Genomic DNA, 11,858 nt, shown 5'->3' on the forward strand with positions numbered 1-11,858 from the left:
CCTTGCAGGTATTACACGTAAACATACATGGCACACACGGCACAGGATGATCGCGGATCACTGGACTTGATCAAGTGGCCGAGCCCCGGTGTCGGCAAGCCTTTTATTAAAACCCGTTCAGCCGAGTGCCCTGCTGAAAAACCGTCCAGCCTGTCCACCAGATTAAAGGGCGTATCGGGCACCTGCCGCAAGGGATAGGCTTCTGTGCCCGAACTGAAATGCAGAGCCTGCTCGCTGCCAGGAAGCGTCATGATAACAGGGCCTTCAAACACACTTCCGGATGCACTGACAATAACCGGACTTGTCAGTTTGACCTCACTGCGATTGATCAAATAATAATGCCAATGAACCGTCCGGCTATTAAACTCAACCACGTAACGCGTACCACAACCGGTGACCAGTAGATCGTGCAGATTGACACACACCGTCGCGACCACGCTGTTTCCAATCACGGCCTGTTCATCAAGTATTGGCAGCATTTCAAACGGCCCTGCTGCGGTGCTTTTGACGTGTCCGGTGCTGAGTTGCAGCACGCCCGTCCAGTCCAGCGGCAGATCCGTTATAAATAAAAAATGCCCTTGGTCGCCGACCAGAGAAAACCCCAATGGCGCTGCCTGCATCTGATCCAGCAAATACGCCACCAAGCGGTCGTCAGCACTTTCGGCCAGCAGGCTAAAGACGCCCTGCTCGAAGCGGATCATCAACCTGTACCGGGCGAGTAACCGAGCCGTGGCCTCGTCAGGCACCACCCGAAAACCACCCAACACCCCGTCCTGGAAGTAATCATGCCGCAGCTCGATCTCGAGCAAAGGCCGGATCATGGCGACGCCGAACCGGTAACACTTTGAACACGTGCAGAGACACTTTTGACATGGCCCGACTGAATGGAAACATGCCGAAACTTGTAAACCATCGAGGGTAAATACCCCACCCCCAACGCCGTCCATAACTCGTGAGTTTTTGCGGAGGGCGAGTTTTCTATTTCACACTTCAAGGCAGACAACCCCTCCGGCATGGACGGATTGTTATGCCGGTCAAACGAGAGATTATCCTGAAAGAAAGCAATCACCAATGACAGCTGCTTGAGCGCTTCGGTGTAGTCGTCGAAGTTCGCGCTGACCAAAACATCAAGGTTGAAAAACACGGCTGGATTAACACGATTGACATGATCGCCTTCCTTGCGTTGACCGCCATAAAACTGCTTATTGCTTTCGTATTCAAGATTGATCAGCGTGACCACTATCCTGTTCCGATTCTGCTCGATTTTAGCAGGGTCAGAACCCGATAAATTGTTCAAGATAACGCTGCCACTGTCCTGACCCAACTGGGCACAAAGATACTGATCCAGCACCTGCCGAATATACGATAACGCCACATCAATCATAAGCCGCACTCAGTCGCGTGCCGGTGCCTCCACGGGCAACTTTAATAACCCCGCATGAAAGGGCTGCTGAAAAAATCCCCCTTAGACCTCAACTTCGAAAAAAAGTACCATAAGCCTCAGGACTTTTCCTAGGCCCTTCGCAAAATATATTTTAAAAACCGAGGTAAATTTATTCACCGCACTCCACACGCTTAAAATTTCCTTTGTAGATCAATCGGTAACTTTCACTGACGGGCTCGGTTTTAAAAACTCGTCAAATAAAGACATTGCGCTGCCGGCCGAAAACAAACGACGTCAAAGGCCCAGCCAGACCGCAAAAGAAAATCATAAAAAAGCCCGCAATTATGCGGGCTTAGGGGTGTTTTTTTCACCTGTCGGTGCAGGAATGCGCGTTAAACCATCATTCCCACTCAATCGTCGCAGGCGGCTTGCTCGACACATCGTAAGTCACCCGCGAAATACCTTCGATTTCGTTGATGATACGGCCGCTGACGGTTTCCAGCAGTTCGTAGGGCAGATGTGCCCAGCGAGCGGTCATGAAGTCGATGGTTTCGACCGCACGCAATGCCACAACCCACGCGTAACGGCGGCCGTCGCCGACCACGCCGACTGATTTGACTGGCTGGAAGACCACGAATGCCTGGCTGACTTTGTGATACCAGTCGGCCTTGCGCAGTTCTTCGATGAAGATGTGGTCGGCACGACGCAGGATGTCGGCGTATTCCTTCTTCACTTCACCCAGGATACGCACGCCCAGGCCTGGGCCTGGGAATGGATGGCGGTAGACCATGTCGTACGGCAGGCCGAGTTCCAGGCCAAGGCGGCGGACTTCGTCTTTGAACAGCTCGCGCAGTGGCTCGACCAGCTTGAGGTTCATTTCTTCCGGCAGGCCGCCCACGTTGTGGTGCGACTTGATGACGTGGGCCTTGCCGCTTTTTGCGCCAGCCGACTCGATCACGTCCGGGTAGATGGTGCCTTGCGCCAGGTACTTGATGTTGTCCAGCTTGCAGGATTCGGCATCGAACACGTCGATGAAGGTGCGGCCGATGATCTTGCGCTTCTTCTCTGGATCGCTCTCGCCTTCCAGGTTGTTCAGGAACTGTTCTTCAGCGTTGGCGCGAATGACTTTGACGCCCATGTTCTCGGCGAACATGGCCATCACTTGCTCGCCTTCGTGCAGGCGCAGCAGGCCGTTGTCTACGAACACGCAGGTCAGTTGATCGCCAATGGCCTTGTGCAGCAGCGCCGCGACCACAGAGGAGTCAACACCACCGGACAGGCCCAGCAGCACGTTGTCGGTGCCGACCTGAGCACGGATGGTGGCAATGGCGTCGTCAGCGATGTGCGACGGCGTCCACAGTGCTTCGCAGCCGCAGATGTCGAGGATGAAGCGCGAGAGGATGCGACCGCCCTGCTTGGTGTGCGTCACTTCCGGGTGGAACTGCACGCCGTAATAGCCGCGGGTGTCGTCAGCCATGCCGGCAATCGGGCAGCTCGGGGTGCTGGCCAGGACGTGGAAGCCGTCCGGGATTTCAGTGACTTTGTCGCCGTGGCTCATCCAGACATCGAGGCCGAACACGCCGTCGGCATCTATATGGTCTTCAATGCCGTCGAGTACGCGGCTCTTGCCAACCACATCGACACGGGCGTAGCCGAATTCGCGCAGTTCGGAGCCTTCGACGCGACCGCCCAGTTGCTCTGCCATGGTCTGCATGCCGTAGCAGATGCCGAACACCGGTACATTGAGGTCGAATACCGCCTGCGGCGCGCGCGGGCTGTTCGCTTCGTGTACCGACTCGGGGCCGCCAGCGAGGATGATCCCGCGCGGGGCGAATTCGCGAATCGCTTCGTCGTCCATGTCGTACGGATGCAGTTCGCAATACACGCCGATTTCACGCACGCGGCGGGCAATCAGCTGGGTGTACTGGGAACCGAAGTCGAGGATCAGGATACGGTGGGCGTGAATGTCGAGGGCCATGACTCATTCTCGTCAAAAAACAGAAACGACACGGGGCTGCGTCAACAGCCCCGGCTATAAAACTTGCTGGCCTGCATCGCGGCGCAAACCACGATGCAGTCCGGATCAACCAACGCGGTAGTTCGGCGCTTCCTTGGTGATCTGCACGTCGTGGACGTGGGACTCAGCCATGCCTGCGCCGGTAATGCGAACGAACTCGGGCTTGGTGCGCATCTGCTCGATGTCGGCGCTGCCGGTGTAGCCCATGGAGGAACGCAGACCGCCCATCAACTGATGGATGATGGCGGACAACGGGCCTTTGTAGGCAACACGGCCTTCGATGCCTTCCGGCACCAGCTTCTCGGCACCTGCGGACGAGTCCTGGAAGTAACGATCAGACGAGCCTTGCGCCTGGGACATCGCACCCAGCGAACCCATGCCGCGGTAAGCCTTGTAGGAACGACCCTGGAACAGCTCGATTTCGCCCGGTGCTTCTTCAGTACCGGCAAACATCGAACCCATCATCACGCAGGACGCACCGGCCACGATGGCCTTGGACAGGTCACCGGAGAAACGGATACCGCCGTCGGCGATCAACGGAACGCCGGTGCCCTCAAGGGCGGCGGCGACGTTGGCGATGGCGCTGATCTGCGGCACGCCGACACCGGCAACGATACGGGTGGTGCAGATGGAACCCGGGCCGATACCGACCTTGACCGCATCGGCACCGGCAGCGACCAGCGCTTTGGCCGCTTCGCCAGTGGCGATGTTGCCGCCAATGACCTGTACGTGAGGGAAGTTGTCCTTGACCCAGCGAACGCGGTCGATCACGCCTTTGGAGTGACCGTGGGCGGTGTCGACGACGACGACGTCAACGCCGGCAGCGACCAGCGCGGTGACGCGCTCGCCGGTGTCCTTGCCGGTGCCGACCGCAGCGCCGACGCGCAGGCGGGCCTGATCGTCCTTGCTGGCCAGCGGATAAGCTTTGGCTTTTTCGATGTCCTTGACGGTCATCATGCCCTTGAGCGCGAAATTGGCGTCCACGATCAGGACTTTTTCAAGACGGTGCTTGTGCAGCAGTTCGCGCACTTCGTTCTTGTCGGCGCCTTCACGCACGGTGACCAGACGCTCTTTGGGCGTCATCACTTCGCGGACAGGGACATCAAGACGGTTTTCAAAGCGTACGTCGCGCGACGTCACGATGCCGACTAGGTCGCCATTGTGCAGCACCGGTACGCCGGAAATGTTGTGCATGCGAGTCAGTTCGAACAGATCGCGAACAGTGGCGTCGGCTTCGATCGTGATCGGGTCCTTGACGACACCGGCTTCGAACTTCTTGACCTTGCGCACTTCGGCGGCCTGTTGCTCGACGGTCATGTTCTTGTGGATGATACCGATACCGCCTTCCTGGGCCATGGCAATTGCCAGACGGGCCTCGGTGACTGTATCCATTGCAGCAGAGACCAAAGGTATATTCAGCTCGATGCCACGGGTCAAACGGGTTTTCAGACTGACTTCGTTGGGAAGTACCTCGGAATAACCGGGCACTAGGAGAATGTCGTCGAATGTAAGGGCTTCTTGACTGATACGCAGCATCGCGGGGGCTCCCGGGCGGGAAATTGGAAGCGCGCCATTATACCCACAGACCCCGCCCGGCTCAATGTAAACCTCAGCCTATTATCAAAGCTGTTTATAAACGCACTTGAACGAACGATACCGGGCGATCCAGACGTTCGGCGAAGTCGTCCAGAAAGGTCTGGGTGAAAGACGCCTCCAGCCAGTTATTGAAGATGAAGCCCAGGTTGGAAAAGCCGCAGGCGTCCAGAAACAGGAAACCGTTGATGTCGTCTTCATGACGGCATTCAGGGCAGGTGAAATTATCCGTGTGGCCGGGCATCCAGTCTTCCAGGCTGTCGAACAGCGCTTCGCCGACCTCACGACGGCACTCAGGGCAGCCGGCTTCTTCGGCAAAGTGGTTCAGCGGGGTGAAAATGCAGCGCTTGGTGACAATTTCCAGACCATTGATGACCTGCCCGAACGGCAAAGCGTCGGGGTTCTTCACCACCCGCCTGGCTCCGGGGGCCACGGCGTAGGCCATTTTGTTATAGGTACGCCCGCAGGTGGTCAGCTCCGGCTCGACCACATCGAGCTTGACCAGCCAGCGCAGGATCAGCCGCGCACGGGCCTCGTGCCCTGGAAAGGTTGAGATTTGCGGGACGATGATGCTTTGGGTGTTCATGGTGAAGCGTCACTCGAAGCTGTGCGAGGCCCGCAGCTTAATAGGCTAGCGTTTCAGGTCAAGGTCAAATCCCGACTCAGGCAGCGACACAGACCCGTGCGCCGGACCCGCATTGCCATTATGATGCCCGACATGATCAAAGACCCTTTCGCAAGACTCGGCCTCGACCGGGAAGTCCTAACTGTCAGCCAGCTCAACGGCCGTGCGCGGGTGTTGCTGGAGGACGTGTTCAGTAGCATCTGGGTAGAGGGCGAGATTTCCAATCTGTCGCGTCCGGCTTCGGGCCACGTGTACTTCACCCTCAAGGACTCCGGCGCTCAGGTGCGCTGCGCACTGTTCCGGCAAAGCGCTGCCCGTGTGCGCCAGGCGCTCAAGGATGGCTTGCAGGTCAAGGTGCGCGGCAAGGTTTCGCTGTTTGAAGGCCGTGGCGACTATCAGTTGATCCTCGACACCGTCGAGCCGGCAGGCGACGGTGCGCTGCGCCTGGCGTTCGATGCGCTCAAGGCCAAACTGAGTGACGAAGGTCTGTTCAGCGCCGAGCGGAAAGTCGCTCTACCGCTGCACCCGCAACGCATCGGCATCATCAGTTCGCCGACCGGCGCCGTTATCCGCGACATCATCAGCGTATTCCGCCGTCGCGCCCCACGTGTCGAACTGACGCTGATCCCTACGGCCGTTCAAGGCCGCGAGGCGATCAACCAGATCGTCCGCGCCCTGAAAATGGCTGACGCGAGAGGTTTCGACGCGTTGATCCTCGCCCGCGGCGGCGGATCGCTGGAAGACCTCTGGTGTTTCAACGAAGAAGCCGTAGCCCGCGCCATTGACGCCTGCGTGACGCCGATTGTCAGCGCTGTAGGCCATGAGACCGACGTGTCCATCAGCGATTTCGTGGCCGACGTGCGCGCGCCGACGCCCTCTGCCGCTGCCGAGCTGCTGGCCCCGGATTCCAGCGACCTGCATCGTCGCGTCGATAACCTGCATCGTCGGCTGGTCAGCCGCATGCAGGACCGCCTGATGCGCGAACGGCTGCGCCTTGAAGGCATTTCACGGCGACTGCGCCATCCGGGCGAACGGCTGCGCCAGCAATCTCAGCGCCTTGACGATCTGGACATGCGCCTGCGCCGGGCTTTCGAGCAGACCATGCATAAAAGGCAGGTTCGTCTCGCGCACATGGAAAGTCGCCTCGCCGCCCAGCATCCGGGCCGGACCCTGGCATTTCTGCGCCAGCGGCTGGACGCGCTGGCCGAGCGCTTGCCGAGGGCCATTCGCGAGCAGATCAAGGCGCGCAAGTTGCAACTGCAAAGCCAGATGCAGACGCTTAACGTGGTCAGCCCGCTTGCCACACTGGGCCGCGGCTACAGCATCCTGCTTGACGAGCGGGGCCATGCGATCCGAAAGGCCGCACAAACCCGCCCTGGCCAGCGACTGACCGCCAGGCTCGGCGAAGGCGAACTGCAAGTACGCGTCGAAGACAATCACCTCACGCCCGTGACCCTTTCACTTCTGGACTGACCCTCTGATGCTACGTTTTATTGCACCGCTGTTTGCCCTGCTGCTCTGCCTGCCCGCTCACGCCGACAGCTTCATCACTCGCGCACTCGACAAGCCGGTGCCCGGCGGCGTGGCCGTCATCGATCTTGGCATCGGTGCGCAGGCGCCAACGGCCACCTATCAAGGCAAACCGGTGCTGGTGGTCAAGGAACAAGGCACGCGCTGGCTGGCCATCGTCGGCATTCCGCTGACCGTCAAGCCGGGCACTCAACAGGTCGCGTCTGGCGGGCGCACGCTCAACTTCACGGTCGGCAACAAGAAATACCCGGAACAACACATCACCCTCAAGAACAAGCGCCAGGTCAATCCCAACCCTGAGGACAACAAACGTATCGAAGGCGAACTGGCCGAACAGCTTCGCGCCTATCGCAGCTTCAGCCCCGGCACGCCAAGCAACCTGATTCTCGACAAACCGGTCAACGGCCCGCTGTCGAGCAAGTTCGGCGTGCGCCGCTTCTTCAACGGCGAAGAGCGCAACCCGCACTCAGGGCTGGACTTCGCAGTGCCGGCCGGCACGCCGATCAAATCCCCGGCAGCGGGCAAGGTGATTCTGACCGGCAACTACTTTTTCAACGGCAACACCGTGTTCGTCGACCACGGGCAGGGTTTCATCAGCATGTTCTGCCACATGTCGAAGATCGACGTGAAGGTCGGCGACGTGGTTCCTCGTGGCGGCGTGGTGGGCAAAGTCGGCGCGACCGGTCGGGCAACCGGTCCGCATATGCACTGGAACGTCAGCCTGAACGATGCACGCGTCGACCCGGCGATCTTCATCGGTGCATTTCAGCCCTGAGGCGTTCATGGGCGAGCACAACAGCGCTCGCCCGGCACGACCTGCTGTTGCGCACATCGCTTGAGCCCGACAATAACCGGCAAACAAAGCGCAAAATTCCGCTATAAAAAATCGGCAATAACGTATTTTCGAGAATTTATCCCAATCTTTTTCAAGGGCTTGCCATCGTTGAGCCCAATGGTTACGGTTGGCCTCATGAAAAACGCTCAAACCCTTATTCTGTTGCGCCAGCATCGGTGCCTCAGCCTGGTCAGTGCCCGACTGCCAGGCTAGATTTGCAGTACCTCGCCCCTGCGTTCGCAACCCCCGTATTTTCTAAGAAACGGCAGGCCGCCTTGACCGGCCCCGTGAATACAAAAGGATTTCCTGATGACCATGCTCAAAGACCCTTCGAAGAAGTACCGCGCGTTCCCGACCATCAACCTGCCCGATCGTACCTGGCCGTCGAAAACCATCGACACGGCGCCGATCTGGTGCAGTTCCGACCTGCGCGACGGCAACCAGTCTTTGATCGAGCCAATGGATTCGGTCAAGAAACTGCGTTTCTGGAAAACCCTGGTCAGCGTCGGAGTCAAGGAAATCGAAGCGTCGTTCCCAGCAGCTTCGCAAACTGACTTCGACTTCGTTCGCACCCTGATCGAAGACGGTCACATCCCGGACGACACCACCATTCAGGTGCTGACCCAGGCGCGCGAAGACCTGATCGCACGCACTTTCGAATCGCTGCGCGGTGCCAAGAAGGCCATCGTCCATCTGTATAACGCTACCTGCCCGTCGTTCCGCCGCATTGTGTTCAATCAGGACAAGGCCGGCGTGAAGGAAATCGCGGTCAACGCGGCCAAGCTGTTCGTCAAGTACGCCGCACAACAGCCCGACACACAATGGACGTTCGAATACTCGCCGGAAACCTTCAGCGCCACCGAGCTGGAATTCGCCAAGGAAGTCTGCGACGCCGTGATCGAGGTCTGGAACCCGACGCCTGAGAACAAGGTGATCCTGAACCTTCCGGCCACGGTGGAAGTGGCCACACCGAATATCTATGCCGATCAGATCGAATGGTTCGGCCGCAACATCACCCGCCGCGACAGCGTGCTGATCAGCCTGCACACGCACAACGACCGTGGCACAGGCGTAGCCGCCACCGAGCTCGGCCTGATGGCCGGTGCAGATCGTGTCGAAGGCTGCCTGTTCGGCAACGGCGAGCGCACCGGCAACGTCGATCTGGTCACCGTGGCACTGAACCTCTACACCCAGGGCATCAATCCGGAGCTGGACTTCTCGGACATCGACGGCGTGCGCAAAGTGGTCGAAGAGTGCAACCAGATTCCGGTTCACCCTCGCCATCCGTACGTCGGCGATCTGGTCCACACTGCGTTCTCCGGCTCGCACCAGGATGCCATTCGCAAGGGCTTCACGCAGCAGAAGGACGGCGAGCTGTGGGAAGTGCCTTACTTGCCGATTGACCCGGCTGACATCGGTCGCAGCTACGAGGCGGTGATTCGCGTCAACAGCCAGTCAGGCAAGGGCGGCATCGCTTATCTGCTCGAGCAGGAATACGGCATCTCTCTGCCGCGTCGCATGCAGATCGAGTTCAGCCAGGTGGTTCAGGGTGAAACCGATCGCCTGGGCCTGGAAATGACGGCCCAGCAGATTCACTCGCTGTTGCGTCGCGAATACCTGCAGGCCAACACGCCTTACGCGCTGATCAGCCACAAGTTGCAGGAAGAAAACGGCAACAGCGCCGTGGATGCCGAAGTGCATGTAGACGGCGAAACCCAGCACTGGCGCGGCAAGGGCAAAGGCGCTCTGGAAGCACTGGTTGCGGGCCTGCCGGTAGCAGTCGAGATCATGGATTACAACGAACATGCGATCGGCTCGGGCACTACCGCCAAAGCGGCCGCCTACATCGAGTTGCGCGTCAACGGCGACCGTGCGGTACACGGTGTGGGCATTGATGAAAACATCACCACTGCGAGCTTCCGCGCGCTGTTCAGCGCCTTGAACCGCTCGTTGAGTCAGGCACAAGCCAAGGCCGCCTGAGTCGATAACCTGGAGGGCGGACCCGGTCCGCCCTTTTCGGCCCAGTGCCAAACACGTTCCCCCGCCCTTCCCGCTTCAAGCCTCTTGCAATCTGCGCATGACCCTGTCTTTTTCGGCATAATCTTTTTCATTTCTGCTGTGGTAGCATGCTGCCCTTATTCGAGACTGGCCCACATCCAACAGCAACCCATATGCTGACGATGCCAATCCGGACTTTCCTGCCAGCTGCACCTTTCCTATAAAAACACGACGACTATTGCTTTGATTTCCGGACGAAAAAAATGCTCGGGCAGAGTTTCCGTGCATTGAAATTACTATCTGCCTCGGTAATGCTGAGCTGATCCAATCACATTTGGAGCGATTATGCCCAAGGCTTCCCACCAAGATTTGCGCCGCAGTTTCCGTGAGCTCACCTCCTCGAACTCATGCTTTCATACCGCCTCGGTGTTCGACCCCATGTCAGCGCGAATCGCGGCGGATCTGGGCTTTGAAGTCGGCATACTCGGCGGCTCCGTCGCGTCGCTGCAAGTGCTGGCAGCACCGGACTTCGCGCTTATCACCCTCAGCGAATTCGTCGAGCAGGCCACACGAATCGGCCGCGTCGCGCAGCTCCCGGTGATCGCGGACGCAGACCACGGCTATGGCAATGCCCTCAACGTCATGCGCACCGTGGTCGAACTGGAACGCGCCGGTATCTCGGCACTGACCATCGAAGATACCCTGCTGCCTGCTCAGTTCGGGCGCAAATCCACCGACCTGATCTCCACCGCTGAAGGCGTCGGCAAGATCCGCGCAGCCTTGGAAGCACGCGTCGACCCCGAGATGTCGATCTTTGCCCGCACCAACGCGGCGATCATTCCGGTTCAGGAAGCCATCAGCCGCGTTCAGCAGTACCAGGCTGCCGGCGCTGACGGCATCACCATCGTCGGCATTCGTGACTTTGATCATTTGGCGCAGGTATCGGAAGGCCTGACCGTACCGCTGATGCTGGTGACTTACGGCAATCCTGAACTGCACGACAATGCGCGCCTTGCCGAAATGGGCGTGAGGGTTTGCGTACACGGTCATGCTGCGTATTTCGCGGCGATCAAGGCCACCTACGACTGCCTGCGCGAGCAACGCCAGATACTGGGCAGCGAGTCGAACATGAGCGCGACCGAATTGACCCACACTTATACGCAGCCTGAAGACTATGTCGAATGGGCCAAAAAGTTCATGAACGTGAACGAGTAAGGGTCAGAGCGGTTCTGGACCCTCGCGCCGTGTGATAAACGCGGACGCAGAGCGTCCGGAACGGCATGCCCACGCGGGAGCATGGGCACGATGAGCGTGCTTCCAGGCACAAATCTGCGCAGCGCCACATAATCAGGCACACCTGCAGAATGTCCGGAAAAACGTGCCCATGAAGCGAACGGGCACGATAGTCATCAGCAGTGAGCGATCAAGCGGTGGTGTTTACGCCGCCATCGGTTTGCAGCTGCAACAACGCGCCCTGCAAGGTCTGCAAGGCAGCACTGGTGACCGCGATCTGCCCCATGATTGTCATGGCTTTTTGAGCCTTCTCTTCCTGAGTACCTTTGCCGCTTTGGGCAGCAGCCAATTGCGCCTGCTGTTCCGCCAGTTGCTTCTGGGTCTGCTTGATCTGCTCTTTTATCCTGTCCATGGTCTCATCAAGCGCAGACTTGCTGGAGCCGCCAACAGTGCCGCCGCCCTCTGCTGCCCCGGTCTTGCCGTCGGCAGACGTCTCGTCAGTGGCTGCATCCGCATCCACAGCACTGGTGGCAGTGGCTTTGTCCGCATCAACCTCAGGCTTCTTGATTGCAAGCGTGAACGCACTCGAATAGCTGTTCAGCGTGGACGTGTTGATGGTAGTCATGACAGTCTCCTGGAGGTC

At 58.8% G+C, this 11,858-nt stretch carries 10 protein-coding genes; 4 read left to right on the plus strand and 6 right to left on the minus strand.

Annotation, left to right across the window (positions count from 1 at the left end):
- Nucleotides 1-11: 11 nt before the first annotated feature.
- The 5 genes from BW686_RS12900 to BW686_RS12920 form a co-directional block, all read right to left on the minus strand.
- On the minus strand, nucleotides 12-821 hold the full coding sequence (locus BW686_RS12900) for a hypothetical protein (RefSeq protein ID WP_143514186.1): 810 nt from the start codon (nucleotides 819-821) through the stop codon (nucleotides 12-14).
- Complete coding sequence (locus BW686_RS12905) at nucleotides 818-1,384, minus strand: Pvc16 family protein (RefSeq protein WP_084917236.1); 567 nt, start codon at nucleotides 1,382-1,384, stop codon at nucleotides 818-820. The genes BW686_RS12900 and BW686_RS12905 overlap by 4 nt, the downstream gene beginning before the upstream one ends.
- A 400-nt stretch (nucleotides 1,385-1,784) precedes the next feature.
- Nucleotides 1,785-3,362: a glutamine-hydrolyzing GMP synthase gene (gene guaA / locus BW686_RS12910; protein ID WP_084917239.1), complete on the minus strand. Its 1,578-nt coding sequence runs from the start codon at nucleotides 3,360-3,362 to the stop codon at nucleotides 1,785-1,787.
- 105 nt (nucleotides 3,363-3,467) lie between these two features.
- A complete protein-coding gene (guaB, locus tag BW686_RS12915) occupies nucleotides 3,468-4,937 on the minus strand; it encodes an IMP dehydrogenase (RefSeq protein WP_084917242.1) in 1,470 nt (489 codons plus the stop codon).
- A 94-nt stretch (nucleotides 4,938-5,031) separates the two neighbouring features.
- The gene (locus tag BW686_RS12920) at nucleotides 5,032-5,580 is read right to left on the minus strand and encodes a sugar ABC transporter ATPase (protein WP_084917245.1); all 549 of its coding nucleotides are present in this window, start codon (nucleotides 5,578-5,580) and stop codon (nucleotides 5,032-5,034) included.
- Nucleotides 5,581-5,712: 132 nt separating this feature from the next.
- Between BW686_RS12920 and xseA the strand changes: the two genes are divergently transcribed.
- From xseA to BW686_RS12940, 4 genes are all read left to right on the plus strand, one after another.
- Nucleotides 5,713-7,092 carry an exodeoxyribonuclease VII large subunit gene (gene xseA / locus BW686_RS12925; protein WP_179149262.1) on the plus strand — a complete coding sequence of 460 codons (1,380 nt, stop codon included), beginning with the start codon at nucleotides 5,713-5,715 and terminating at the stop codon, nucleotides 7,090-7,092.
- 7 nt (nucleotides 7,093-7,099) lie between these two features.
- The gene (locus tag BW686_RS12930; protein WP_084917250.1) at nucleotides 7,100-7,924 is read left to right on the plus strand and encodes a M23 family metallopeptidase; all 825 of its coding nucleotides are present in this window, start codon (nucleotides 7,100-7,102) and stop codon (nucleotides 7,922-7,924) included.
- A gap of 369 nt (nucleotides 7,925-8,293) precedes the next feature.
- On the plus strand, nucleotides 8,294-9,964 hold the full coding sequence (gene leuA / locus BW686_RS12935) for a 2-isopropylmalate synthase (RefSeq protein WP_084917251.1): 1,671 nt from the start codon (nucleotides 8,294-8,296) through the stop codon (nucleotides 9,962-9,964).
- A 363-nt stretch (nucleotides 9,965-10,327) separates the two neighbouring features.
- The gene (locus tag BW686_RS12940) at nucleotides 10,328-11,197 is read left to right on the plus strand and encodes an isocitrate lyase/PEP mutase family protein (protein ID WP_084917254.1); all 870 of its coding nucleotides are present in this window, start codon (nucleotides 10,328-10,330) and stop codon (nucleotides 11,195-11,197) included.
- Between the two features lie 208 nt (nucleotides 11,198-11,405).
- Here the strand turns inward: BW686_RS12940 and BW686_RS12945 are convergent, their stop codons facing one another.
- Nucleotides 11,406-11,840 carry a hypothetical protein gene (locus tag BW686_RS12945; protein ID WP_084917256.1) on the minus strand — a complete coding sequence of 145 codons (435 nt, stop codon included), beginning with the start codon at nucleotides 11,838-11,840 and terminating at the stop codon, nucleotides 11,406-11,408.
- Between the last annotated feature and the right edge of the window lie 18 nt (nucleotides 11,841-11,858).

Origin of the sequence: Pseudomonas syringae (genome assembly GCF_002157375.1) — a bacterium.
Taxonomy (GTDB): Bacteria; Pseudomonadota; Gammaproteobacteria; order Pseudomonadales; family Pseudomonadaceae; genus Aquipseudomonas; species Aquipseudomonas syringae_T.

What these genes read in the sequence shown, in the direction of transcription:
- BW686_RS12900 (WP_143514186.1), bottom strand. Translation starts at nt 821, where the DNA reads ATGATCCGGCCTTTGCTCGAGATCGAGCTGCGGCATGATTACTTCCAG.
- BW686_RS12905 (WP_084917236.1), bottom strand. Translation starts at nt 1,384, where the DNA reads ATGATTGATGTGGCGTTATCGTATATTCGGCAGGTGCTGGATCAGTAT.
- guaA (WP_084917239.1), bottom strand. Translation starts at nt 3,362, where the DNA reads ATGGCCCTCGACATTCACGCCCACCGTATCCTGATCCTCGACTTCGGT.
- guaB (WP_084917242.1), bottom strand. Translation starts at nt 4,937, where the DNA reads ATGCTGCGTATCAGTCAAGAAGCCCTTACATTCGACGACATTCTCCTA.
- BW686_RS12920 (WP_084917245.1), bottom strand. Translation starts at nt 5,580, where the DNA reads ATGAACACCCAAAGCATCATCGTCCCGCAAATCTCAACCTTTCCAGGG.
- xseA (WP_179149262.1), top strand. Translation starts at nt 5,713, where the DNA reads ATGATCAAAGACCCTTTCGCAAGACTCGGCCTCGACCGGGAAGTCCTA.
- BW686_RS12930 (WP_084917250.1), top strand. Translation starts at nt 7,100, where the DNA reads ATGCTACGTTTTATTGCACCGCTGTTTGCCCTGCTGCTCTGCCTGCCC.
- leuA (WP_084917251.1), top strand. Translation starts at nt 8,294, where the DNA reads ATGACCATGCTCAAAGACCCTTCGAAGAAGTACCGCGCGTTCCCGACC.
- BW686_RS12940 (WP_084917254.1), top strand. Translation starts at nt 10,328, where the DNA reads ATGCCCAAGGCTTCCCACCAAGATTTGCGCCGCAGTTTCCGTGAGCTC.
- BW686_RS12945 (WP_084917256.1), bottom strand. Translation starts at nt 11,840, where the DNA reads ATGACTACCATCAACACGTCCACGCTGAACAGCTATTCGAGTGCGTTC.